This window comes from Rhodovulum sp. PH10, from assembly GCF_000293785.1.
In the GTDB taxonomy this organism is placed as follows: Bacteria; Pseudomonadota; Alphaproteobacteria; order Rhizobiales; family Xanthobacteraceae; genus Rhodoplanes.
In genome coordinates, this window is record NZ_AKZI01000056.1 from 1 (window position 1) to 21,322 (window position 21,322).

The following is a 21,322-nucleotide window of genomic DNA, read 5'->3' on the forward strand; positions in this document are numbered from 1 at the left end:
GGGGGGGGGGGGGGGGGGGGGGGGGGGGGGGCGCGCGGGGGCAGCGTTTCGGAGCAATCGGGGACGCCCCCTCACCCGGAGCCCGCTTGGCGCGGGCTCCGACCTCTCCCCGCTCGCGGGGAGAGGTGAAGGCAATTCTTTCACGAGTGTCGATGTCCAGGTGACGATGTCCAGGTGATCAGCAAATGCTCGACATCTTCGGAATGCCGGTTCAGGTGCTGCTCGGGCAGTTGCTGCTCGGGCTGATCAACGGCGCCTTCTACGCGCTCCTGTCGCTCGGGCTCGCGGTCATCTTCGGCATGATGAACGTGATCAACTTCACGCACGGCGCTCAGTACATGATGGGCGCGTTCGTCGCCTGGATGCTGCTGCAATATGCCGGCATTCCTTATTGGGGCGCGCTGGTGCTGGTGCCGCTGATCGTCGGCGCGACCGGCGTGGTGATCGAGCGCTTTCTCATCTCGCGCCTTTATCACCTCGACCATCTCTACGGCCTCCTGCTGACTTTCGGTCTCGCGCTGATTCTCGAGGGGCTGTTTCGCCAGCAGTTCGGCTCCTCCGGGCTGCCCTACACCAACCCGATCCCGGGCGGCCAGAATCTCGGCTTCATGTTTTTGCCCTGGTATCGCGGCTGGGTAGTGGTGTTCTCGCTCGTCGTCTGCCTCGCCACCTGGATCATGATCGAGTGGACGAAACTCGGCGCCTATCTGCGCGCAGCGACGGAGAGACCCGATCTCGTGCAGGCGTTCGGGGTGAACGTGCCGCGCATGATCACGCTCACCTACGGCTTCGGCGTCGGGCTCGCGGCGCTCGCCGGCGTGCTCGCCGCGCCGATCTACAGCGTGAACCCGACCATGGGCTCGAACCTGATCATCGTCGTGTTCGCGGTGGTGGTGATCGGCGGCATGGGCTCCATTCTCGGCTCGATCGTCACCGGCTTCGGGCTCGGCGTCGTCGAGGGTTTCACCAAGGTGTTCTATCCGGAGGCGTCCAACACCGTGATCTTCGTGATCATGGCGATCGTGCTGATGATCCGGCCGCAGGGTCTTTTCGGGAGTGGACGATGACGAACGGGGAGGGGATCGACAAAAAGGGAAACGAAAAGCCGCGGCGCCGCGTCTCCGGCGATCTGATCGCCTTCGCGGTGCTGACGTTGGCGCTGCTCGCCGGGCCGTTCCTGGTCTATCCTGTGCTGCTGATGCAGGTCTTGTGCTTCGCGCTGTTCGCGCTCGCCTTCAACCTGCTGATCGGCTATGCGGGGCTGTTGTCGTTCGGCCACGCGATGTTCTTCGGCTTCTCGGCCTACGTCTCCGCCTACACCGTGAAGAGCTGGGGCTTCTCCACCGAGCTCGGCCTTCTTTCCGGCACCACGGTCGCGGCCTTGCTCGGCCTCGTCACCGGGCTGATCGCGATCCGCCGCCAGGGCATCTATTTCGCGATGGTGACGCTGGCGCTCGCGCAGATGGTGTTCTTCTTCTGCCTGCAGGCGCCGTTCACCGGCGGCGAGGACGGCATCCAGGCGATCCCGCGGCGGCCGCTGTTCGGCCTGCTCGACGTCTCCGACGACCTCGCCTTCTATTATGTCGTGCTCGCCGTGTTCACCCTCGGCTTCCTGGTGATCTACCGCACGATCCACTCGCCGTTCGGCCAGGTTCTCAAGGCGATCCGCGAGAACGAGGCGCGCGCCACCTCGCTCGGCTACGCGGTCGACCGCTTCAAGCTGATCGCCTTCGTGCTGTCGGCGACGCTCGCCGGCCTCGCCGGCGCCACCAAGGCCTTGGTGATGCAGCTCGCCTCGCTCACCGATGTCACCTGGCAAATGTCCGGCGAGGTGGTGCTGATGACGCTGCTCGGCGGCATGGGCACGGTGTTCGGGCCGATCGTCGGCGCCGCCGTCATCATCTTCATGCAGAACCGGCTCGCCTGGCTCGGCGAGTGGGTGCTGGTGATGCAGGGGGTGATCTTCGTGGTGACGGTGCTGGTGTTTCGTCGCGGCCTGGTCGGCGAGATCGTCGCGCTGGCGCGCCGCCGCCGGCCGGTGCCGGCAGAAGGGTGAGACGGGGCCCCTGTGGGTCGGTGTTGTCGCCAATAAACAAAAGAAATAGGAAATAAACAAAACGCTCACCAGAGACGCAAAAATATTGCGGTAATCGGTGCGGCAACGCAACAAAACGCTGGATCGCCGGTTTTTCCTTCGCTACCATTTATCCGACCGCGTGTTCGATCAATCAATTTTCCGGCGAGGAGCGAGCCCGTGCTTCAGCGCAGCGACCTGATCGCATTCATGCCGACGGCCGAACTCGGTGAGTTTCTGGTCCGGGTGGAAAGCGGGAGGGCCGCCAGCCTGCACGCCTGGATCGTCGATGGCTTGCGCGATCACGGGCTGATCGACCGCCACGACCGGCTCACCGAGCAGGGCCGCCGGATGCTCGCCGGCGAGTGAGGCGTTCCGCTCGCTGGCTCGCCGGTCGACGCCACGCCGGGTCGCGCTTCGCCTCCCTTTTGCGGGTCGCCTCGGACGCAGGAAGCCGTCGGGCTCGGGCCCGGGCTCGGGCCCGTGGCGCTGGCGGTGCTACACGGCGCCTTTTCTCATTGATGATGAAAGTATCGGTCGCGGGAGCCGCGAGGGGCTCGTCTGCGCCGAAGGGGGATAGTGTATCAGGATACTGTCGTCGTCGTGTGGTAGAAGAATTCCATCGAGAATTGTCGGCGCTGCGACATACACTGTTTCCCTTACCGTGTTGCCGTTCTGCAACCAACGATGGACGCCTTCGGAGTACGCTCCCTCTCGAAGCTGGTGGAATCAGCTTTGTCTTTGTCTCCAGCGGGAGGGGGTGGTCATGAAGAAGTTTCTGCTCGCAACGGTCGCGACCGTCGCAATGGCCGGCATGGCTTCGGCCGCCGACCTGCCGGCGCGTATGCCGGTGAAGGCGCCTCCGGTGGTCGCGCCGGTGTTCTCGTGGACCGGCTGCTATATCGGCGGTTATGTCGGCGGTGCCTGGGCCGAAGATGCGACCGCAAGCGATGAGTACCTGAGTGGTGTCACCGTACCGCTTTACAACTACGGTTATTCGCCCGACTCGAGCTTCATCGGCGGTGGCACGCTGGGCTGCAACTGGCAGCCGGTCGGCTCGCCCTTCGTGCTCGGCATCGAGGGCGAGGTCGGCTACATCAGCCTCGAGGGTTCGGCGCTCGATCCGTTCGATCCGACAGTCACCTCTTCGACCAAGATCGGTGACTGGTACGGGATGATCACCGGCCGGCTCGGTTATTCGTGGGATCGGATGATGATCTACGTGAAGGGCGGTGCGGCGTTCGTCGACGTCGAAAACACCCTCACCGACACCTTCTTCGGGTTCTCGTCATCCACCAGCGACACGATTACGACCTGGACGGTCGGCGGCGGCGTCGAATGGGCACTCGACCCGAACTGGAGCATCAAGGCCGAGTACATGTACATCGCGCTTGATGAAACTCAAACTCAGGGTGCTTTCGTCACCGGAGTCGGGACGGTCGTCAACGATATCCAGATCGACGGCATCCACACCGCCAAGGTGGGCCTGAACTATCGTTTCGGCTCGGCCCCGCCGCTGCTGGCGCGTTACTGAGATCGGCTCTCCAGTCGCGAAGTCCCAAATTCGCGAGCGTTCTTGGCCCCGGGCATTCGCCTGGGGCCTTTTTCGTCCGATCAGGGTGCGCGCGTGCGGCACCGGAGCGCCGGACCACGGCATGCCGGCCGACGGGGCGAGGGTGTCGGCCGGTAGGTTTTCGGAAACCCTTTCTTTCGGTATCCGGATTTCGGCCGCGACGGCGGGATGGCGGTATCTTATTCTGGGGCTCCATACGCCGCAGGGCGAAGAAGGCGTACGATGTGCCTCCCGCCGGGTTTGTTGCTCGGCCGGGAGGCAGTGCTCCTCGGCCGGCTCCGGCGATGCCACGGCTCGCGGGCGCAACGGTCTTGCCGGGCGGAACCGCCCTCGATCGGCCGCGATGGATTTCCGAGACGACGATGTCCGACGCACCGAGGCGCGTCGCCCGCTCGTCGACCCACCGTCACCCGCTCGCGAGCGCAGGCGCTTCGCCCGCGGGAAAAACCGTCCGTCGATCGAGTGATCCCAGCGGCGGGAAACTATGACCTCATCCTGAGGGGCCGCGAAGCGGCCGTCTCGAAGGATGAGGCCCGCACCGTGGCCTCGCCCTTCGAAACGCACTCCTGCGGAGTGCTCCTCAGAGTCTGTGAATCTTTCGGTTCACGACCGACGCCACCTGAGTCAAATCAAGGGCTTGGCGGAGCCGGAAACGCTGAAAATCGGAAAGATTCACAAACTCTCGGGACGAGGTCGGACTCTGTCGCCGTTGGTACGAGAAAAACCTCGCCGCGGATGCGGAACGGGCGGCCGTGAGACTCTCATCGGCCGCCCGTAGCGCATCGACGCCGCACGCGCCGCGAAGCGAACGGAGCGCCTTGGACAGAACTAGGGCAGGGGGCGGAGCATCGCCTTGATACGGGTCAATGCGGCGTCGGTAGGGTTTTGCCACGCGCCCGCCGACCCTGGTGTGCTCACCCCTGGTGTGCTCACCCGGCGGGTGCCACCCGGCGGGTGCCTCGTGCGCCGTTCCGTGCGCAAAACGCGCCGGCCGTCCGGCCGTACGCTCGTGACCGCCCGCGGGCGCGGCATTCTCGGGCCCGCGACGCGTTTCCCGAAAAACGAGGGCCATGCGCCTCCGGCCCCGGGATGGCCGCGGCCCGCTCCGGCGACGGGCTTGAGTCCTGCGGCATTCTGCGGCACACCGGCGGCCCATCCGTATTTTTCCGCTCGGAGCGAGCGCGTGACCACTCTCCCCATTCGTCTCGGCGTCAACATCGACCACGTCGCCACCCTGCGCAACGCCCGCGGGGGCCGTCATCCCGATCCGCTGGCGGCGGCGGAGCTGGCGGTTGCCGCCGGCGCCGACGGCATCACCGCGCATTTGCGCGAGGATCGCCGGCACATCCGCGACGACGACATCGCGCAGCTGCGCGAGCGGCTCACGGTGCCGCTCAACATGGAGATGGCGGCCGTCCCCGAGATGGTCGAGATCGCCGAGCGGCTGCGGCCGCACGCCGCCTGCCTGGTGCCGGAACGCCGCGAGGAGCGCACCACCGAGGGCGGGCTCGATGCTGCCGGCCAGCAGGCGTCGCTGGCGCCGGTGGTTCGCGACCTTTGCGCGGCCGGCATCGTCGTCTCGCTGTTCGTCGCTCCCGATCCGGCGCAGATCGAGGCGGCGGCTGCGCTCGGCGCGCCGGCGGTCGAGCTGCACACCGGCACTTGGTGCGATGCGGTGGTCGCCGGCGACACCGCGCTCGCCGGCTCCGAGCTCGTTCGCATCCGCGCCGCCGCCGCGCTGGCGCGCGAGCGGGGGCTCGAGGTGCATGCCGGCCACGGGCTCGACTACGCGACCGCCGAGACGATCGCCGCGCTGCCGGAGATCGTCGAGCTGAACATCGGCCATTTCCTGGTCGGCGAGGCGGTGAGCGTCGGCCTCGGCGAGGCGATCGCCCGCATGCGGGCGGCGATGCGGCGCGGCCGGGCGGCGCTCGAGGCCGCCGCCGGCGAGAGGATTTCGCGGTGATCATCGGCATCGGCACCGATCTGTGCGACATCCGCCGGATCGAGAAGACGCTCGCCCGGCACGGCGAGCGGTTCGTGCAACGGGTGTTCACGCCGACCGAGCAAAAGCTCGCCGAGCGACGCCGCAACCGCGCCGCCACCTATGCGAAGCGCTTCGCCGCCAAGGAGGCGTGCGCAAAGGCGCTCGGCACCGGCTTTCGCCAGGGCGTCTTCTTTCGCGATCTCGGGGTGGTCAACCTGCCGTCCGGCAAGCCGACGCTGACGCTCACCGGCGGTGCCGCGGTGCGGCTCGCGGCGCTCACCCCGCCGGGGCACGTGGCGAAGATCGACCTCGCGCTCACCGACGACTGGCCGCTCGCGCAAGCCTTCGTGATCATCTCGGCCGAGCCGATGTAAAACGGGCGCGAGAGGAGCGCCTGAATTGCGCCACGCCCGGCGAGCAGCTAGAACTCGGACGCCGTGGCGCCGGTTTCATCCTCCCAAGCAGTCGTGTCGGGCGATGAGGGCAGGCGGTGCAGCGCCCGTCGAACGGCTTTCCGTTCGGTGACGGGGCCGCACCCCCGGGCAAGACGACGCGGGGCGCAGGAACGATCGAGAGGCCGATGAGCGTGTCAAGCCAAGACAAGTCGCCGACGAAGAAGAAGGAAGGCGGAATTCTCGAGACCGCCCGCGTCATATTTCACGCGCTTCTCATCGCCCTGGTGATCAGGACGTTCCTGTTTCAGCCGTTCAACATTCCGTCCGGCTCGATGATGGCGACGCTGCTGGTCGGTGACTACCTGTTCGTCTCCAAGTACAGCTACGGTTACAGCAAGTATTCCTTCCCGCTGTCGCTGCCGCTGTTCGACGGGCGGATCATCGGATCGGCGCCCGAGCGCGGCGACGTGGTTGTCTTCCGCCTGCCGAAGGACGACACCACCGACTACATCAAGCGGGTGATCGGCCTGCCGGGCGACCGCATCCAGATGATCGGCGGCGTGCTGCACATCAACGGCGAGGCGGTGAAGCGCGAGCGCGTCGAGGACTATGTGGACGAGGACGGCGGCCGCACCGTGCGGGTGCGGCGCTGGCGCGAGACCCTGCCGAACGGCGTGAGCTATCTCACCCTCGACCTTCAGGACAACGGCTTCCTCGACAACACCCAGGTCTACGAGGTGCCGCCCGGTCACTACTTCATGATGGGCGACAATCGCGACAATTCGACGGACAGCCGGGTTCTCTCCCAGGTGGGCTACGTGCCGTTCGAGAACTTGATCGGCAAGGCCCAGGTGATCTTCTTCTCGGTCGCCGACGGCGTTCCGGCGTGGCACGTGTGGGCCTGGCCGTGGGCGGTGCGATGGGACCGGCTGCTGACACTGGTGCGATGAGCCAACGGACAAAGGGCCGACGCGATCTCGAAGACCGCCTCGGATACGTCTTCACCGACAAGACGCTGCTCGACGTGGCGCTGACCCACATCTCGGCGCTGTCCGGAAAAGCCCGCGTCGAGAGCTATCAGCGGCTCGAGTTCTTGGGCGACCACGTGCTCGGGCTGATCGTTTCGGACATGCTGTTTCGCGAGTTTCCCTCGGCCGAGGAGGGCGAGCTGTCGCGTCGCCTCGCCGACCTCGTGCGCCGCGAGACCTGCGCCGACGTCGCCCGCACGCTCGACATCGGGGTGGCGATCCGGCTCGGCGTGTCGGAGGCGAACGCCGGCGGGCGGCGCCGCACCGCGATCCTCGCCGACGTGTGCGAGGCGGTGATCGGCGCGGTGTTCGTCGACGGCGGCTATCCGGCGGCCTGCGCGTTCATCGAGCGGCTGTGGACCGAGCGGATGCGGGCGCCCAAGCGGCCGCTGCGCGACGCCAAGACGGTGCTGCAGGAATGGGCGCAGGGGCGCGGCCTGCCGACGCCGACCTATCGCGAGGTCGCTCGCAGCGGGCCGGATCACGATCCGGAGTTCCGGGTGGTGGTCGAGCTGCCGGACCTCGAATCGGCGGAAGGGATCGGGCGCTCCAAGCGGGCGGCCGAGCAGGCGGCGGCGGCGGCGTTTCTCGGCCGCGAAGGCGTGGAGGCGGCGAAGCAGAATGCCTGAGGCGAACGACGGCCCGGCCGACGAGAATTTGGACGAGCTTCCGGCGGCGGACGACCGGCCCGAAGACGGCGGCACCGGCGACGAGGGTTCGCAAAGCGAGCCCTCGGGGGACGAGTCGCCGGAAAAGTCTCCGGACGAGTCCAGATGCGGGTTCGTCGCGGTGATCGGCGCGCCGAACGTCGGCAAATCGACCCTCGTCAACGCGATGGTCGGCAGCAAGGTGTCGATCGTCAGCCCCAAGGTTCAGACCACGCGGACGCTGGTGCGCGGCATCGCGCTCGACGGCGCGGCGCAGCTGATCTTCGTCGACACCCCCGGCATCTTCCTGCCGCGCCGGCGGCTCGAGCGGGCGATGGTGACGACCGCCTGGTCGGGCGCGAGCGACGCCGATCTGGCGCTCCTGGTGATCGACGCCAAGCGTGGCCTCGACGCCGAGACTTCTGCGATCCTCGAAAAGCTCGCCGCCGTGCCGCAGCCGAAGATTTTGGTGATCAACAAGGTCGATCTGGTCGCCAAGCCGGCGCTGCTGGCGCTCGCCCAGGCCGCGAACGACCGGGTGACCTTCGTCGACACCTACATGATCGCGGCGATCACGGGCGACGGCGTCGCCGACCTCAAGGCGCACCTCGCGGACAAGATGCCGGCCGGGCCGTGGCTCTATCCGGAGGACCAGATTTCGGATGCGCCGTTGCGCAGCCTCGCCGCCGAGATCACCCGCGAAAAGCTCTTCCTCAAGCTGCACCAGGAGCTGCCCTACCGCTCCACCGTCGAGACCGACATGTGGACCGAGCAGCCGGACGGCTCGGTGAAGATCGAGCAGACGATCTTCGTCGAGCGCGAGAGCCAGCGGAAGATCGTGCTCGGCAAGGGTGGCCATACCATCAAGTCGATCGGCTCCGACGCCCGCAAGGAGCTGTCCGAGCTGATCGATCAGAAGGTGCATCTCTTTTTGTTCGTGAAGGTACGCGAAAACTGGTCGGACGATCCCGAGCGCTACCGCGAGATGGGCTTGGAATTTCCGAAGGGGTAGGGGGCGGGCGTCCGCCTCTCCATCCGCTTCCGCCGAGAAGATTCGTGCAGTAGACCGGCTCCATGCAGTGGTCCGAGGACGGCATCGTGCTGGGGGTGCGCCGGCACGGCGAGACGAGCGCGATCGTCGAGCTGATGACGCGCGAGCACGGCCGCCATCTCGGCCTGGTGCGGGGCGGGGCGGGGCCGCGGCTCCAGGCGGTGCTGCAGCCCGGCAACCGGGTGGCGGCGACCTGGCGGGCGCGGCTCGACGAGCATCTCGGCAGCTATTCGGTGGAAGGGCTGCGGCTGCGCGCCGGCGCCTATCTCGCGCTTCCGCACGCCCTCTATGCGCTGACGCATCTCGCCGCCCTCGCCCGCCTGCTGCCGGAGCGCGACCGCCACCCGCACGTCCACGACGCGCTGGAGGCCATTCTCGACCACCTCGCCGACCGCCGTGCCGCCGCCGCCCTGGTGGTGCGGTTCGAGCGGATGATGCTGGCCGAGCTCGGCTTCGGGCTCGCTCTCGATCGCTGCGCGGTGTCCGGCGAGACGGAAGACCTCGCTTACGTGTCGCCGAGGACGGGGCGGGCGGTCACCCGCACGGTCGGCGCGCCGTGGCACGACCGGCTGCTGCCCTTGCCGGCGGTGCTCGCCGCCGAGGAGCTGGTGCTGGAGGCGAGCGACGACGATCTCGTCGAGGCGTTTCGCACGACGGGCTTCTTTCTCGCGAGAAACGTGTTCGAGCCGCGTGGCGTGCCGCTGCCCGACGCCCGCACGCAGTTTCTGAACGCCGCGCTCCGCCGCGAGCGCGCCAAAACCCCCGCCGAGGCGTGATCCGAACGTCCGTCGTCCGGCAGCAAGCGGCACGAAATATTCAGTAATACCCATATACGATGATTTGAATAAGTCGCGTGCGCTGCCGCATCGCGTGCTGCGCTGCGCCTACACCGAAACGTGTGCGCCCGGGCGCCGCAGGCGGCGCGCCGGGCACAGAATCCCTCTAGCCGCCAGCGTGCGATTGGCCATATCATGGCCAAAAATACGGAAAGGCGATGGAACCGGGAACCTTTCCGAGCGTTGTGTCAGGGATCGAGACGCCAAAGAGGCTGCCATGAACGCGTTCGTTCGACGTTTCGTCATGCATTACGGCATCTATCGACGCTATCCGCTGGCGCGTTTCGACGCGCTGCGTAACGCGTGGCGCATCGCCCGCGCCTGACGCGTACCGCCGTGGCGGTCCTTTTTCCGGACCGTCCCGGCCACCGATCCGCACTGCCGCGAGACGAGCGGCCACGAAGATTGCCGCGACTACCATACGCACCGCCGCGAAGACGAAGGCCCGGCACGGCACACCGTGTCGGGCCTTCTCTTTTTCGTCTCGCGACGCGGCGCGTGGCCGCCCGTCAGTGCGCCCCGCTCGGTGCGCCCCGCTAGGTGCGCCCGCGTCAGCGCGGGCGGAACGAGTTGCTGCGTGGAAAACCCTTCGGCGGCAAGCGGCCGGCATCGGCGCGGTTGCCGCGCCAGTCGGCGAGGTCGCGCAAGCCGAGCGTGAAGGTGCGGTCGGCGGCGTCGTGCCAGGACAGCCCGTCGGCGCCCTTGAAGGTGACGAGGTCGGACAGCCCGCCGTCCTTGTAGCGCTGCAGCCGCACGCCGCGGCCGCGCGCCATCTCCGGCACCTGATCGAGCGGGAAGACCAGAAGCTTGCGGTTCTCGCCGATCACCGCGACCTGATCGTGGTCGGGCTCGACCGTCCAGACGAGCTTCGCCTCGTCCGGCATGTCGACATTGAGCACCTGCTTGCCCTTGCGGGTGTTGGCGACGCACTCGTCCTCGCCGACCAGAAAACCGCGTCCCTCGCGGCTCGTCAGCAGAAACTTGCGGCCGCCGGAATAAGGGAAGATCGCGACGAGGTCGGCCTCCTGCTCCATCTCGATGAACAGGCGGATCGGCTCGCCGTGGCCGCGCCCGCCCGGTAGTTTTCCGGCGTCGAGCGTGTAGAAGCGGCCATTGGTGGCGAGCACCAGGATCTTGGAGACGGTCTCGGCCGGGAAGGCGAATTTCAGCGCGTCGTCGGTCTTGAAGGCGATGCCGGAGAGGTCCGTCACGGTGCCCTTGAGCGCGCGGATCCAGCCTTTCTCGGAGACCACGACGGTGATCGGCTCGCGCACCGCCATCGCCTCCTCGATCGCCGCCTCGTCGTGCGCGGGCGCCTCGGCGAAGCCGGTGCGGCGCTTGCCGAGCGCGGTCTTCGGCCCGAACGTTTCGCGGACCTTGGCGATCTCCTCGGAGATCTTCTCCCACTGCTTCGCCTCGGAGGCGACCAGCGCGCGAAGATCGCGCTGCTCCTTGCGCAGCGCCTTGTCCTCGGCGCGGATCTCCATCTCCTCGAGCTTGCGCAGGTTGCGCAGGCGCATGTTGAGTATGGCTTCCGCCTGCACCTCGGTGAGCTCGAAGGTGCGGATCAGCACCGGCTTCGGCTCGTCCTCGGTGCGGATGATGCGGATCACCTCGTCGAGATTGAGATAGGCGATCAGGAGGCCGCCCAGCACCTCGAGGCGATGGGCGATCTTGTCGAGCCGGTGATTGGCGCGGCGCACCAGCACGTCGCGCCGGTGGTCGAGCCACTCGCGTAGCGCGTCGCGCAGGCCGATCACCTTCGGCACCCGGCCGTGCACCAGCACGTTCATGTTGAGCGGGATGCGCGACTCGAGATCGGTCAGCTTGAACAGCGACTCCATCAAAATCTCGGGGTCGACGGTGCGCGAGCGCGGCTCGATCACGAGGCGGATGTCCTCGGCCGACTCGTCGCGCACGTCGCCGACCAGCGGCAGCTTCTTGTCGTTGAGCAGCTCGGCGATCCGCTCGACCAGCCGCGATTTTTGCACGAGCCACGGGATCTCGGTGATCACCACCACCCAGCTGCCGCGCGTGCCTTCCTCCTTCTCCCAGCGGGCGCGCACCCGAAACGCGCCGCGGCCGGTCTCGTAGGCCTCGGCGATGGTGGCGCGGGAATCGATGATCAGCCCGCCGGTCGGAAAGTCCGGGCCGGGCACGAACTTCATCAGCGCCTTGGTGGTAGCGTCGGGGTTCTGGATCAAATGCAGCGCGGCGGCGCACAGCTCGGCGGCGTTGTGGGGCGGAATGGCGGTCGCCATGCCGACCGCGATGCCCTGCGCGCCGTTCGCCAACAGGTTCGGGAAGGCGCCCGGCAGCACCACCGGCTCGTCCTCGGAGCCGTCATAGGTCGGGCGGAAGTCGACCGCGTTCTCGTCGAGCCCGTCCAGCATCAGCCGGGCGACCTCGGTCAGGCGGGCTTCCGTGTATCGCATGGCGGCGGCGTTGTCGCCGTCGATGTTCCCGAAATTCCCCTGGCCGTCGACCAGCGGGTAGCGTTGGGCAAAGTCCTGCGCCAGCCGCACCATCGCGTCGTAGACCGACTGGTCGCCGTGCGGGTGGTACTTGCCGATGACGTCGCCGACCACGCGGGCGCACTTCTTGAAGGCGGCGCCGGGGTCGAGCCGCAGCTCGCGCATCGCGAACAGGAGCCGCCGATGCACCGGCTTGAGGCCGTCGCGGGCGTCGGGCAGCGCCCGGTGCATGATCGTGGAGAGTGCATAAGCGAGATAGCGCTCTTCGAGCGCGTCGCGCAGCGGGACGTCGTGGACGTCGGAAGGCTCGGGGGGAATCGTCGGCTTGCCCATGGCGGAGGGAGATAACCCGCGGCGGGGGCGTGAACAACTCTCCCGGATATGCGTTGAGTCGCTGCCGATTTCGCCGGCGGTCCCGATGAACCAGCGGCCGCTGTCGATCCACTACAGAGTAGGGTTCGTGCCGGGACGGGGCGGGCGCTCCACCGGCGAAAGCGATCGATGGAGGTTTCGGCCGGTCCAGGGCTCGCATTCCCTGACAACTGTTTCCGACCCACTCCGATACGGAACGTGACCGGTCGGTTCGGTGTTTCAGGCCTCGCGGACGAGCCGGGGCCGCCGGCCGGCACAGAGAGGAGAAAGACATGCGTGGAACGATTCTGGCGATCATGGTCGCCGCGGGCCTCGGGCTCGCCGGTGCCGGCTCGGCGACGGCGGCGCCCCTGAACGGGGCCGGCCTCCTGTCGACTCAGAATCTGGCGAATGCCGTCGAACAGGCGCAATGGCACGGCTCGCGCCGCAGCCACTGGCGCTGGGGCAGCCGCGGCTACCACAATCCGGGCCGCAGCCATTGGCGCTGGGGCAGCCGCCGCCGCTGCCACTGGCGGGGCCGCAGCGTCTGGGGCCGCTGCTGATCGTCGCTCGATCGTCTCGACCATTCGGCCGGTCCGCCCCCGCGGGCCGGCCTTTTCCGTGCCCGAAACGGACCGGGCCGCCCGGAGGCGGCCCGTCGAAGCATCGTGTGGCGTGGTGCGTCGAGGGCTCGTAGGTCCGCGGCTCACTTCTTCTTGCGGTTCTTGGCGGCGGCCAATTCCTTGACGGCGCGCGGCACCAGCTTGAACTCGGCCTGGCTGTCCTCGTCGGCGACGAAGCAGGCATAGTATTTCTCGGGAGAAACCCGCTTGTCGGTCGCGCAGGCGTCGAAGGCGGCCAGCTCCTCGATGTCCTGATAGTAGTAATAGGGCGCGATCATGAAGCGCTGCGAGCCGTCCGGCCAGCCGCCGAACCGGTCGATCGTGCCCTTAAGGCTCGGATCGACCTGCAGGAGCATGTCGCGGAAGCTGTCGCCCTGGATGAAGTTGTCCGGCATCTGGTCGAACGGGCCGTCGAAATAGTTGTTCACCCGCGAATTGCCGAAATAGACGCCGACCAGGATCTTCCGCGGGAGCTTGTCGTCCCGATAGAAGGCGAAGCCGGTGCGCTTGCCGATCTCGACCCGTCCGGACTTGCGTGGCTCGAACTGCTCGGGCACCCGCTCGGTCTCGTCGAGAATGTAGAGGAACTGCTTCAGCTTGTTGTCGAACACCAGGAAGAAGCGGATCCCGGACTCGTCGCAGATCGGCCCGACGAAGGTCTCGTCGGGGGCCAGCGCGTCCTTGGGCGGCTTCACCTTCGACAGGTCGTTGAGCGCGAACAGCACGCTCTTGCCCTGATAGGTGATCCGGTAGAGCAGCGGCTCGACCTTCTCCACCTGGACGTCCTGCGCCTCGCCCAAGAGCTCGTGGATCACGTCGGTCTCGTCGCGCCACTCGACCAGATCCTCCGAGTAGGCGAAATGCACCTTGCCCCGGTCACGGTCGCTGGCGTCGAGCCGGATGTTGCCATTGTACGGGATACCGGCGTGCACAAAGGTGAAATAGTAGTAGTTCTCGGTCGGATAGACTTTCACGCGCTCGGGCAGCCGGGCGAACACGAAGGCGAACACCGCCATCGGGTCCTTGGTGTCGAGCACGGTCGGACGCGACAGCTCGTCGAGCTGGGCCTGGTTGGTGCGCAGCGCCGGCAGCTCGTCGGTCGCCGGGGGTTGCTGCGCGCGAGCCGCAGGGGATGCGAGCACGCCGAGGGCCAGCACGGCCGCAGCGAGGGCGCCGGCCCGGCGGGCCGGGGCGGTGCCTCGGCCCGGGGGGATGGGCAACGGAAACATCATGTCGGGCGATTCTCCAAAGGCGGCGGGCGCAGGCGTCCCGCGCCGAGGACTCGTGCGGCACGATGATGCGGATTTCTTGGCGGGTGGACGACCATCCCCGGCAAAATCGTGCGGCCGATCGAACCACCCGGCGGCGGCTGCCGACGACACCGGCGAGACCGAATTCTCTCTGGCCGCGGAGATGCGCATGCGACGGCGACTTTTCACGGCCGCCCTGGCGGCGGTGGTCGGCGGATGGGTGACGGCTTGCGCGACGCTGGCGCCGGCCTTTGCCGAGACCGGTCGGGCCGGGACCGGTGCCGCGGAGGCTCGGATGGCGCTGGTGATCGGCAACTCGGCCTATCGGGCGGTGCCGGCGCTGCCGAACCCGGCGAACGACGCCCGCGCGATGGCAAAGCTTCTGGGCGAGGCCGGCTTCGAGGTGACGGAGGCGCCCGACCTGACCCAGGAGGGGATGCGGAGGGCGATCGGCACCTTTGCCGCCAAGCTCGCCGCGGCGGGCGGCGAGCCGGTCGCGCTGGTCTATTATGCCGGCCACGGCGTGCAGATCGACGGCGAGAATTTTCTGGTCCCGGTCGATGCCCGGATCGAGCGGGAGGCCGACGTGACCTTCCAGGCGGTGCGGCTCACGGACCTGATGAACGCGCTCGCCGCGATCCCGAGCAAGACCCGCATCGTGATGCTCGACGCCTGCCGCAACAATCCGTTCTCGGCGATCGGCAAGGTGACGGGGAGGGGGCTCGCGATCGTCGACGCGCCGGCGGGCTCGATCGTCTCCTACTCCACCGCGCCCGGTGCGGAGGCGGAGGACGGATCGGGCACGCACAGCCCCTACACGGCGGCGCTGCTCGAGGTGGCAAAAAACCCCGGGGTGCCGATCGAGCAAGCGCTCAAGCGGGTGCGCTGGGCGGTGCACGAGGCGACCGACGGCCGCCAGACGCCGTGGGAAAGCTCGTCGCTCACCGCGAATTTCTCCTTCTTCCCGGAGGCGAAGGCGGAGGGCGGCGAGGAGAAGAAGACGGCCGACGGCGGGGCAGGGGCAAGCGAGCCCACGGACGAGCGCACGCGTGCGCCCGCGAGTGGGCTCACGAGTGGGCCGGGCGAGCCCGCGAGTGAGCCGGTCCCCCGGCCGCGGCCGCAGGTGCTGCAGGTGGCGGATGCCCGTGCGCCGGTGCGCTCGGTCGCCGACTGGAAGACCGAGCTCGCGCCGCTCGGCCAGCCGAAGGCCTATCGCATCGTGATCGAGCAGGACGAGGTCGAGGCCTATCAGGCCTATCTCGAGCTGTTCGGCGCAGAGGCGCCGTACCGCCTCACGCGGGTTCGCGAGATCGTCGAGCGGCGGGTGGTGATGGTCGACTGGTATCACGCGGTGATCACCGGCACGCCGGCGGCGTTCGCGACCTTCATCGGCGACCATCCCGGCATCGACCTGATCGCCACCGCCGAGCGCTTGATGGCCCGGGCGCGCACCCGCGCGTTCAATCCGGCACCGGCGGCGGTCGCTGCCGTATGCGTGGCGCCGCCGGTGATGCCGGCCGTGGCGCCGGCGGTCGCACCGGCCGCACCGGCGCGTGCGGAGCCGCGGCGCAGCCGGCGCAGCGAGCGCAAATCCACGCCGAAGCGGGAGGCGCGGCCGCATCGTGTGATCGTGCGCGAGGAGCCCCCGCCGCGTCCGGTGATCGTGCCGGCCGGCCCGCCGGTGATCGGGGTCATGCCGGTGCGCCCGTTCCGGCCACATGTCCGCCCGCACCGACCGCACGGGCCGCATCGTCCGCCGCAGATGGGCGACGGCCCCTACCGCCCGCCGGGCGGCGGCTGGCGCGGGCCTCGCGGACCGCGGGGGCCGTTCGGCGGGATGATCATGCGGCGCGGCGGCGGGAGTTTCGGGCTGCGGTGAGGATCAACCCCTTTCGGGGATGTGATTCACTGGACCTGCTTGCGCGAAGAGATTCTGATATGCTCGTGAAAGGAGAATCTGTCGAGCCGAGGCGGTGAGGAGGGATAAAGGGGTGCAAGTGCGGAATAGACTCTTGTTTCTCGCAATTTTGATCGTGCTGTCGCTTGTAGCCCTGTTCTGCCCTGTTCCTATTGTGCGCTCTCTTGGTGCAGAGGAACGTATACGCATTGTGGGGGCGTTATTGCAGATCGGCTCTCTGTTGAGTGTGGTGTGGGGCGTTTTTGATCGCGTGCACCAGTTCAATCTCCGATTTAAAGATCTTTTCGTTAGAATAAATACGCAACCGCAGCCGGTTATAGATACGAGGCTTGAAGCAGCTTCCTTCAATGTTAGCGGCCGACCAGCTGGGGGGCATCTTCATGCGCCAGAGGAGCCTACGGTCAAAGGTCGGGTCGACATTTTAGAAAAGAATGATGAGTTGCGGAGGAATGACCTTCTGAGAATTGAGAATAAATCTGAAGATATTGAAAAATTGGTAGAGAGGGTGAAGGGTGATATACTTTCAGAGCTGGATGCGAGAGAGTCCGCTCTCGGTAAAAAGATCGATGACATAAAGGTTGCGCTCACCGATGGAGCTTTCGTCGATCTATTCGCGGTGCTGATGCTTGCCGTCGGAATCTATTTGGGGACGATGCCGTGCAAAATTCTTCCGCTGGTGAGCTGTTTTTGACCGCACGCGAATCCCTCGAGAATGCTCGGCCCAACCGTGGCCGGCTCGCCGAGACGAGCCAGCCACGTGACGCATGAACACCTCTCATTGGCTCACGAGAACCCGACCACCGCGTGCGGCACGTAGGGCGCCTCGAGCGTGGCGATTTCTTCCGGCGTGAGTTTCAGCGACAGCGCGGCCACCGCGTCGTCGAGATGCGCCGGCTTGGTCGCGCCGACGATCGGCGCCGACACCTCGGCCTTCTGCAACACCCAGGCGAGCGCCACCTGTGCCCGCGGCACGCCACGTCCGGCGGCGACTTTCGCCACCGCCTCGACCACCTTGCGGTCGGCTTCGGCGGTCTTTGCATAAAGGGTCTTGCCGAACTCGTCGGTTTCCGCCCGCGCCGTCGCGGCGTCCCAATCGCGGGTGAGGCGCCCGCGGGCGAGCGGGCTCCACGGGATCACGCCGATGCCCTCGGACCGGCACAGCGGCAGCATCTCGCGCTCCTCCTCGCGATAGAGCAGGTTCACGTAATTCTGCATCGACACGAAGCGCGCGAAACCGTGGCGTTCCGACACCGCGAGCGCTTTTGCGAACTGCCACGCATACATCGAGGAGGCGCCGATATAGCGGGCTTTTCCGGCGCGCACGACGTCGTTCAGCGCCTCCATGGTCTCCTCGATCGGCGTCGCCGGATCGAACCGGTGGATCTGATAGAGGTCGACATAATCGGTGCCGAGCCGCTTCAGGCTGGCGTCGATCTCGGACAGGATCGCCTTGCGCGACAGGCCGGCACCGTTCGGGCCCGGCCGCATGCGCTGAAACACCTTGGTCGCCAGCACGATGTCGTCGCGCTTGGCGAAATCCTTGAGCGCGCGGCCGACGATCTCCTCCGACGAGCCGTCCGAGTAGACGTTCGCGGTGTCGAAGAAGTTGATGCCGAGATCGAGCGCCTTTCTGATGAAGGGCCGGCTCTCCTCCTCGGGCAGCGTCCAGGCGTGGGCGCCGCGGTTCGGAATGCCGTAGCTCATGCAGCCGAGGCACAGGCGGGAAATCTCGAGGCCGGTGCGCCCGAGGCGGGTGTAGTCCATGAGGTGCGTCTTTCGAGAGCGTGGATCCGGAGGGCGGTCGACCGTCAGCGGTCGAAGACGGTGTTGCGCTGGGCGCCGACCATCACGAACGTGGTGCGCTTGGGCACCTCCTTCAAGCGCGTGGCGCCGATATAGGTCATCATCGAGCGCAAGCCGCCGGTGATCTCCTGCATCGTGCCCTTCACCGGCCCGCGATAGGGGACTTGAACGGTCTTGCCCTCGGAGGCGCGATAATTCGCGACGCCGCCGTAGTACTTGGTCATCGCGGTGTCCGACGACATGCCGTAGAATTCCATCGCCACCGGCACCTTGCGGCCGTTCTCCTCGGCGTACTTCACGGTGCCCTCGCACTCGTCGTGGCCGGCCAGCATGCCGCCGAGCATCACGAAGTCGGCGCCGGCGCCGAACGCTTTTGCGACGTCGCCCGGCACCGTGCAGCCGCCGTCCGAGCAGACGTGCCCGCGCAGGCCGTGCGCGGCGTCGGCGCATTCGATCACGGCGGAGAGCTGCGGATAACCGACGCCGGTGAGGTCGCGGGTGGTGCACACCGAGCCCGAGCCGATGCCGACCTTGACGATGTCGGCGCCGGCCAGGATCAGCGCCTCGGCCATCTCGCCGGTGACGATCGCCCCGGCCATGATCACCGCATCCGGATTCTTCTCGCGGACCTCGGTGACCACCTCGAGGAAATGCTGGCTGTAGCCGTTGGCGACGTCGATGCAGATCTTCGTCACCGGCACGCGGGCGCGCACGGCGGCGAGCTTGTCGAGGTCGTCGCGGGTGGTGCCGATCGCATAGAAGACGTTCGCCGCGAGCTCGGCCTTGAAGAACTCGACCAGCGCGTCCGCGTCGTAATGCTTGTGGAGCGCCACCATCGCGCCGAACGGGGCGAGCGAGCGCGCCATCGCGAAGGTGCCGACGGTGTCCATGTTGGAGGCGATCAGCGGAAAGCCGGTCCACTCCGCGCCCGTGTGCACGAACTTCAGCGTGCGGGTGACGTCGACGTCGGCGCGCGAGCCGAGCGTCGAGCGCTTCGGCCGGATCAGGACGTCCTTGAAGTCGAGTTTCGGATCGGTTTCGATGTGCATGGGTGGTTCCGGGATGGCCGTTCCGGGGTGGCCGGCCGGGTGCGCGAGCGCAGTGGGCGGAGACGACATCCCGGCGGCGGAGGGCGGCAGTCTAGCAGAGACGCTGCGCCTTTCGCGAACGTCCGTGCCTTTCGCGAAGGGCGGTGGGCGACGAGACGTCACGGAGGAGCGGCGCTCCGGTCAGCCTCTCGCCGGCAGGCCGGAGTCCCACACCCGCTCCTGCGGCAGCCCGATCGCCAGCTCGAACTCCGCCACCCGCTCGATCATCTCGTAATATTTCCACGGGAAATGCCCGAGCACCTCGGCCCACAGCTCGCCCGCCAGCACCACCAGGAACTCGGCGGTCGGGCGGTCGACCCGCTCGGCCGGCGTGGTGAGCCACCCCCGGTCGGTCTCGATGTGCAGGCAGTGCCGCCGGAACCGCTCGATCTCGCCGCTCTCGATGTCGGCGATCAGTCGCTCCACCGGCTCCGGCCCGAACAGGCGGCGCAGGCGCGGGCTCACCAGCGCGGTGCGCACCGCGGCGACGAAATCCTGCCGGCGCTGCTCGTCCGGGTGCGCGTCGACGGTCTCCACCTGCGCCACGCTGTAGTCCCAGGCGACCAGGTCGTACCAGGTGCGGTCGAGCCGGCCGATCTCCTCCATGGCGAGCAGCGACACCGCCGCGCACAGCGGCCAGGCGCCGTCGCGAAACAGCGCGCAGCCGGACGCCCACAGATTGCCGACATAGCCGATCAGCGCGTCGTACTGCCCGAGGCACGCCTCGAAGGTGTCGCCCTCGATCAGCGGCGGCCGCCTGGTGCCCGGCGCGCGGCCGCTCAGCGCCGCGTCGATCTTTCGCGTCGCGCGCAAAACCTCCGGGCGAGGGGACGCGGCCGGCGGCGCGAGCGCGGCGCCGTTCTCCTGCAGGAGCCGCAGCACGGTGCGGTGGAACTCGACATAGGCGAAGGGGTCGCGATCCTCCGCGATCTTCGGCACGACCGTGTCGAGCAGCGCGGTCACGCCGCGCTGGCCCGCGCCCTCGCTCTCGCCCTCCGACCGTGTCAGCGCGCGGATTTCGTCGGGAAACAGCTCCGTCTGAGGTCTTGGGGCGCCGTGCATGGCATGCCTCGGATGGTCGGACGACAAATCATCGCGTCATGAGCGCGTCCTGCGCCCCGTGAAATGAGCGGGCGGCGAAAAGGCCGTCCCGAATCGGGCAGCGAACGGGCCGCCCCGTCGAAAAAAAACGTGAGGCCGAGGGCACGGGCGCCACGCGGGGCCGACGATCGAGACCGGCGGCGACGGCTCGCATCGCCCGGCCCGGTGATCACGTCCGCGCGAGACGCCCCATGAGAATGCCCGCGTCCCTGCACGAGTTTGGATCGATTCGCGCGGGAGGTGTCAACGATGTGGCGGGTTTTCGAGGGGTTTTGCACGGCGAATGGCGTTCCGGTGCGCGGCCTGTCGGGACGGCGACGGTCTAGCCGCGCTCTTGCGCAATGCGAAAGACGGGCTACGCTGCGCACGAGGGTGAGAGCCGGCGGCGTTTGCGCCGGCTCCGACGCCACGCGAGGAGACGGAGATGAGCCGAACCCTCGAGAGTCCGCGCACCGTGGTGCAGACGACCACCAAGCGCCCGCCGCTCTACAAGGTGATCCTGCTCAACGACGACTACACGCCGCGCGACTTCGTGGTCGGCGTGCTGAAGGCGGTGTTTCGCATGAGCGAGGAGCAGGCCTATGCGGTGATGATCACGGCGCATCGGCGCGATGCGTGCGTGGTCGCGGTGTTCGCTCGCGACGTCGCCGAGACCAAGGCGACCGAGGCGACCGATCTCGGCAAGCAGGCCGGCTACCCGCTGTTCTTCACCACCGAGCCCGAGACCTGAGCATACGTTTCGCCTCGCGGGCCGGCCGGGCGGGCGGCACGCGAGGCGTTGTCTTTCGCGCGGACGACGCAGCGGGCTGCGGCTGCGGCAGGGCGCATCACATCACCGTGCAGGGGACGACCTGCGCGCAGGCACCGGTCTGCGGCGGGCCGAGCCGGGTGGCGGCGGCGCCCGGGGTCGCGGCGGTGTGGATGCCGGGCCGGGCGGCGTGCGGGTCGGTCGGGAAGGGGAGGTTGCCGAGCGCGAGCAGCGTCAGCACGGACACCGAGGCGGCGAACAGAACACGCATGGGACGCTCCTGATCGAAATCGACAATGGTGAAGGCCGGGCCGCCGGAACGAGAAAACCGCCGGTCGGTCACGGCGCAGGCGCGCGCGCTCTCGGGCGCCGAGC

General features: G+C 67.7%; 20 protein-coding genes. 14 read left to right on the forward strand and 6 right to left on the reverse strand.

What is annotated here, in order from left to right:
* The first annotated feature begins 185 nt into the window (after positions 1–185).
* The 10 genes from A33M_RS10535 to recO all read left to right on the forward strand — a co-directional run bounded on the left by A33M_RS10535 (position 186) and on the right by recO (position 9,531).
* Positions 186–1,067 carry a branched-chain amino acid ABC transporter permease gene (locus A33M_RS10535; protein ID WP_008386748.1) on the forward strand — a complete coding sequence of 294 codons (882 nt, stop codon included), beginning with the start codon at positions 186–188 and terminating at the stop codon, positions 1,065–1,067.
* Positions 1,064–2,056, forward strand: coding sequence for a branched-chain amino acid ABC transporter permease (locus tag A33M_RS10540; protein WP_008386749.1), 993 nt, complete (start codon positions 1,064–1,066; stop codon positions 2,054–2,056). Before A33M_RS10535 ends, A33M_RS10540 begins: the two co-directional genes overlap by 4 nt.
* Before the next feature lie 198 nt (positions 2,057–2,254).
* Positions 2,255–2,443 carry a hypothetical protein gene (locus A33M_RS10545; protein WP_008386750.1) on the forward strand — a complete coding sequence of 63 codons (189 nt, stop codon included), beginning with the start codon at positions 2,255–2,257 and terminating at the stop codon, positions 2,441–2,443.
* A gap of 397 nt (positions 2,444–2,840) precedes the next feature.
* Positions 2,841–3,608: an outer membrane protein gene (locus tag A33M_RS10550; protein ID WP_008386751.1), complete on the forward strand. Its 768-nt coding sequence runs from the start codon at positions 2,841–2,843 to the stop codon at positions 3,606–3,608.
* A 1,222-nt stretch (positions 3,609–4,830) separates the two neighbouring features.
* Positions 4,831–5,613 (forward strand): pyridoxine 5'-phosphate synthase, encoded by a 783-nt coding sequence (locus tag A33M_RS10555; RefSeq protein WP_008386752.1) that lies wholly within the window; start codon positions 4,831–4,833, stop codon positions 5,611–5,613.
* A complete protein-coding gene (acpS, locus tag A33M_RS10560) occupies positions 5,610–6,008 on the forward strand; it encodes a holo-ACP synthase (protein WP_008386753.1) in 399 nt (132 codons plus the stop codon). Before A33M_RS10555 ends, acpS begins: the two co-directional genes overlap by 4 nt.
* Before the next feature lie 206 nt (positions 6,009–6,214).
* On the forward strand, positions 6,215–6,979 hold the full coding sequence (gene lepB / locus A33M_RS10565) for a signal peptidase I (RefSeq protein WP_040620122.1): 765 nt from the start codon (positions 6,215–6,217) through the stop codon (positions 6,977–6,979).
* Positions 6,976–7,686: a ribonuclease III gene (rnc, locus tag A33M_RS10570; protein ID WP_202801856.1), complete on the forward strand. Its 711-nt coding sequence runs from the start codon at positions 6,976–6,978 to the stop codon at positions 7,684–7,686. Before lepB ends, rnc begins: the two co-directional genes overlap by 4 nt.
* Positions 7,679–8,716 carry a GTPase Era gene (era, locus tag A33M_RS10575; protein WP_008386757.1) on the forward strand — a complete coding sequence of 346 codons (1,038 nt, stop codon included), beginning with the start codon at positions 7,679–7,681 and terminating at the stop codon, positions 8,714–8,716. The genes rnc and era overlap by 8 nt, the downstream gene beginning before the upstream one ends.
* A 62-nt stretch (positions 8,717–8,778) precedes the next feature.
* Positions 8,779–9,531 carry a DNA repair protein RecO gene (recO, locus tag A33M_RS10580; protein ID WP_008386759.1) on the forward strand — a complete coding sequence of 251 codons (753 nt, stop codon included), beginning with the start codon at positions 8,779–8,781 and terminating at the stop codon, positions 9,529–9,531.
* 611 nt (positions 9,532–10,142) lie between these two features.
* Here recO and parC read toward each other — a convergent pair.
* Positions 10,143–12,398: a DNA topoisomerase IV subunit A gene (parC, locus tag A33M_RS10585; RefSeq protein ID WP_008386762.1), complete on the reverse strand. Its 2,256-nt coding sequence runs from the start codon at positions 12,396–12,398 to the stop codon at positions 10,143–10,145.
* A gap of 311 nt (positions 12,399–12,709) precedes the next feature.
* On the opposite strand from parC, the gene A33M_RS10590 reads away from it, so the two are divergent.
* Positions 12,710–12,979, forward strand: coding sequence for a hypothetical protein (locus A33M_RS10590; RefSeq protein WP_008386764.1), 270 nt, complete (start codon positions 12,710–12,712; stop codon positions 12,977–12,979).
* Positions 12,980–13,122: 143 nt separating this feature from the next.
* On the opposite strand, the gene A33M_RS10595 is transcribed toward A33M_RS10590, so the two are convergent.
* Positions 13,123–14,271: a hypothetical protein gene (locus A33M_RS10595; RefSeq protein WP_040620125.1), complete on the reverse strand. Its 1,149-nt coding sequence runs from the start codon at positions 14,269–14,271 to the stop codon at positions 13,123–13,125.
* A gap of 187 nt (positions 14,272–14,458) precedes the next feature.
* Here A33M_RS10595 and A33M_RS10600 point away from each other — a divergent pair, with 187 nt between their 5' ends.
* Both A33M_RS10600 and A33M_RS23875 read left to right on the forward strand, forming a co-directional pair.
* Positions 14,459–16,168, forward strand: a complete 1,710-nt coding sequence (locus tag A33M_RS10600; protein WP_040620127.1) for a caspase family protein — start codon at positions 14,459–14,461, stop codon at positions 16,166–16,168.
* Between the two features lie 133 nt (positions 16,169–16,301).
* Positions 16,302–16,898 carry a hypothetical protein gene (locus tag A33M_RS23875; protein WP_157223421.1) on the forward strand — a complete coding sequence of 199 codons (597 nt, stop codon included), beginning with the start codon at positions 16,302–16,304 and terminating at the stop codon, positions 16,896–16,898.
* A gap of 92 nt (positions 16,899–16,990) precedes the next feature.
* Here A33M_RS23875 and A33M_RS10605 read toward each other — a convergent pair whose 3' ends face one another.
* The 3 genes from A33M_RS10605 to A33M_RS10615 all read right to left on the reverse strand — a co-directional run bounded on the left by A33M_RS10605 (position 16,991) and on the right by A33M_RS10615 (position 20,160).
* The gene (locus tag A33M_RS10605; protein ID WP_008386770.1) at positions 16,991–17,971 is read right to left on the reverse strand and encodes an aldo/keto reductase; all 981 of its coding nucleotides are present in this window, start codon (positions 17,969–17,971) and stop codon (positions 16,991–16,993) included.
* 44 nt (positions 17,972–18,015) lie between these two features.
* Entirely contained in the window at positions 18,016–19,059 is a 1,044-nt protein-coding gene (locus tag A33M_RS10610) for a GMP reductase (protein ID WP_008386772.1), read from the reverse strand.
* A 180-nt stretch (positions 19,060–19,239) separates the two neighbouring features.
* Positions 19,240–20,160: an AbiV family abortive infection protein gene (locus tag A33M_RS10615; RefSeq protein WP_008386774.1), complete on the reverse strand. Its 921-nt coding sequence runs from the start codon at positions 20,158–20,160 to the stop codon at positions 19,240–19,242.
* Between the two features lie 463 nt (positions 20,161–20,623).
* Here A33M_RS10615 and clpS point away from each other — a divergent pair, with 463 nt between their 5' ends.
* Complete coding sequence (clpS, locus tag A33M_RS10620; protein ID WP_008386776.1) at positions 20,624–20,929, forward strand: ATP-dependent Clp protease adapter ClpS; 306 nt, start codon at positions 20,624–20,626, stop codon at positions 20,927–20,929.
* A 97-nt stretch (positions 20,930–21,026) separates the two neighbouring features.
* On the opposite strand, the gene A33M_RS23880 is transcribed toward clpS, so the two are convergent.
* Positions 21,027–21,218, reverse strand: a complete 192-nt coding sequence (locus A33M_RS23880; RefSeq protein ID WP_157223422.1) for a hypothetical protein — start codon at positions 21,216–21,218, stop codon at positions 21,027–21,029.
* Positions 21,219–21,322 lie beyond the last annotated feature (104 nt).

Bases quoted from the DNA above. Each gene is read 5' to 3' on its own strand.
- A33M_RS10535 (WP_008386748.1), top strand. From the start codon at position 186: ATGCTCGACATCTTCGGAATGCCGGTTCAGGTGCTGCTCGGGCAGTTG.
- A33M_RS10540 (WP_008386749.1), top strand. From the start codon at position 1,064: ATGACGAACGGGGAGGGGATCGACAAAAAGGGAAACGAAAAGCCGCGG.
- A33M_RS10550 (WP_008386751.1), top strand. From the start codon at position 2,841: ATGAAGAAGTTTCTGCTCGCAACGGTCGCGACCGTCGCAATGGCCGGC.
- lepB (WP_040620122.1), top strand. From the start codon at position 6,215: ATGAGCGTGTCAAGCCAAGACAAGTCGCCGACGAAGAAGAAGGAAGGC.
- rnc (WP_202801856.1), top strand. From the start codon at position 6,976: ATGAGCCAACGGACAAAGGGCCGACGCGATCTCGAAGACCGCCTCGGA.
- era (WP_008386757.1), top strand. From the start codon at position 7,679: ATGCCTGAGGCGAACGACGGCCCGGCCGACGAGAATTTGGACGAGCTT.
- recO (WP_008386759.1), top strand. From the start codon at position 8,779: ATGCAGTGGTCCGAGGACGGCATCGTGCTGGGGGTGCGCCGGCACGGC.
- parC (WP_008386762.1), bottom strand. From the start codon at position 12,398: ATGGGCAAGCCGACGATTCCCCCCGAGCCTTCCGACGTCCACGACGTC.
- A33M_RS10590 (WP_008386764.1), top strand. From the start codon at position 12,710: ATGCGTGGAACGATTCTGGCGATCATGGTCGCCGCGGGCCTCGGGCTC.
- A33M_RS10595 (WP_040620125.1), bottom strand. From the start codon at position 14,271: ATGATGTTTCCGTTGCCCATCCCCCCGGGCCGAGGCACCGCCCCGGCC.
- A33M_RS10600 (WP_040620127.1), top strand. From the start codon at position 14,459: ATGCGACGGCGACTTTTCACGGCCGCCCTGGCGGCGGTGGTCGGCGGA.
- A33M_RS10605 (WP_008386770.1), bottom strand. From the start codon at position 17,971: ATGGACTACACCCGCCTCGGGCGCACCGGCCTCGAGATTTCCCGCCTG.
- A33M_RS10610 (WP_008386772.1), bottom strand. From the start codon at position 19,059: ATGCACATCGAAACCGATCCGAAACTCGACTTCAAGGACGTCCTGATC.
- A33M_RS10615 (WP_008386774.1), bottom strand. From the start codon at position 20,160: ATGCACGGCGCCCCAAGACCTCAGACGGAGCTGTTTCCCGACGAAATC.
- clpS (WP_008386776.1), top strand. From the start codon at position 20,624: ATGAGCCGAACCCTCGAGAGTCCGCGCACCGTGGTGCAGACGACCACC.
- A33M_RS23880 (WP_157223422.1), bottom strand. From the start codon at position 21,218: ATGCGTGTTCTGTTCGCCGCCTCGGTGTCCGTGCTGACGCTGCTCGCG.